At 59.2% G+C, this 1,230-nt stretch carries 2 protein-coding genes; both read right to left on the reverse strand.

Going from position 1 to position 1,230, the window contains the following annotated elements:
- Nucleotides 1–2: 2 nt before the first annotated feature.
- The gene (locus ACYVNQ_RS35185; protein ID WP_460909935.1) at nt 3–497 is read right to left on the reverse strand and encodes a YciE/YciF ferroxidase family protein; all 495 of its coding nucleotides are present in this window, start codon (nt 495–497) and stop codon (nt 3–5) included.
- Nucleotides 498–618: 121 nt separating this feature from the next.
- The coding region (locus ACYVNQ_RS35190; RefSeq protein WP_460909938.1) for a manganese catalase family protein at nt 619–1,230 on the reverse strand (612 nt) is incomplete at its 5' end.

The following is a 1,230-nucleotide window of genomic DNA, read 5'->3' on the forward strand; positions in this document are numbered from 1 at the left end:
GCTCACTTACCTAGCGCTTCGGCTGCCGCCTCCTCCTCAGCGAGGAGAGACAGCTTCTCGTCGGTGGCTTTTTCCTCCTTCAATGTCTGCAGCAAAAGGGTGACTGCATGCGTTTCCCCGAGCTGTTTCGCAAGCGCGATGATTGCACCATAGGCGGCAATCTCGTAATGCTCCACCTTTTGTGCGGCGCCAATCAGTCCCGCATCGAGGACCGGCCCACGCTCGACGCCATCGATGAGCTCCTGACCTTCCTCGACCAACCCTTCCATCGCGGCGCATTTGACCCGCTTGAGCCGGATCTCGCAAGATTCAACCACCTGGTCCAGCCGCTCGATCTGGCCTCGCGTCTCTTCCAGGTGAGTCAGAAAGGCAGCGCTCAGATCGGGATTTGTCGCCGCGCGGGCAAGCTTCGGCAGTGACTTCGTCATCTGCTTCTCCGCGCTGTATATGTCGGATAGCGAATGGATGAACAGATCGCTGATAGTCTTGATGGTCATGGTTTGCTCCGTGAACAGAAAAACAGAAAAAATCGATGTGTGGTGCAATACTGGCCCGATTTGTCGCCGACCCTGGGCCGGTCGACAATCGCCTCAGTATCGAAAACAGCTTTGCGTCCCGTCACTTCAGGTCATCGGAAACGGCCTCCGCACTTCCGAGTTCCGCGCCGGTCATCGGGTCACTGTCTGGATCTGACTGAAGACGCGCCGCCATGGCCGAGAGTGACGTTTTCTCGGCAGGATCGAGATTGACCCAGGCATTGCCGTCCCCGCCGTCCACGGCCGGCCCGCCATCCGTCATCGTGAGCCCGGTACCGCTGTTCCAGGGCGCTCCCACCACCGTCCCGCCGTGCGACATCTTGAAGTAGGTGCTCGCGAATTCGGGCATTGGCGCCAGCTTTCCCGAAGGGAAATTAGGCGATATCGCGTACAGCGCTTTTTCGAATGATTTCTGGTGTGCGACTTCACGGGTCATCAAAAAGCCCAACGCATCGCGAATACCTGGATCGTCTGTGACATTGATCAGCCGCTCGTAGAGAATCTTCGCCCGGGCCTCCGCCGCGATGTTCGAACGCAGGTCGGCCGTCGGCTCGCCGATCGTGTCAATGTAGGCGGCCGTCCACGGAACGCCTCCCGAATTGGTCAACGCGGGGCCACCACCATGAAGGAGCTGGGTGACGTGACTGTCGTTTCCTGCGGCATTGAGCTTGCGGTACAGTTCTGCCTGCTCGTC

Source organism: Paraburkholderia jirisanensis, from assembly GCF_054782355.1.

Bases quoted from the DNA above. Each gene is read 5' to 3' on its own strand.
- ACYVNQ_RS35185 (WP_460909935.1), bottom strand. From the start codon at position 497: ATGACCATCAAGACTATCAGCGATCTGTTCATCCATTCGCTATCCGAC.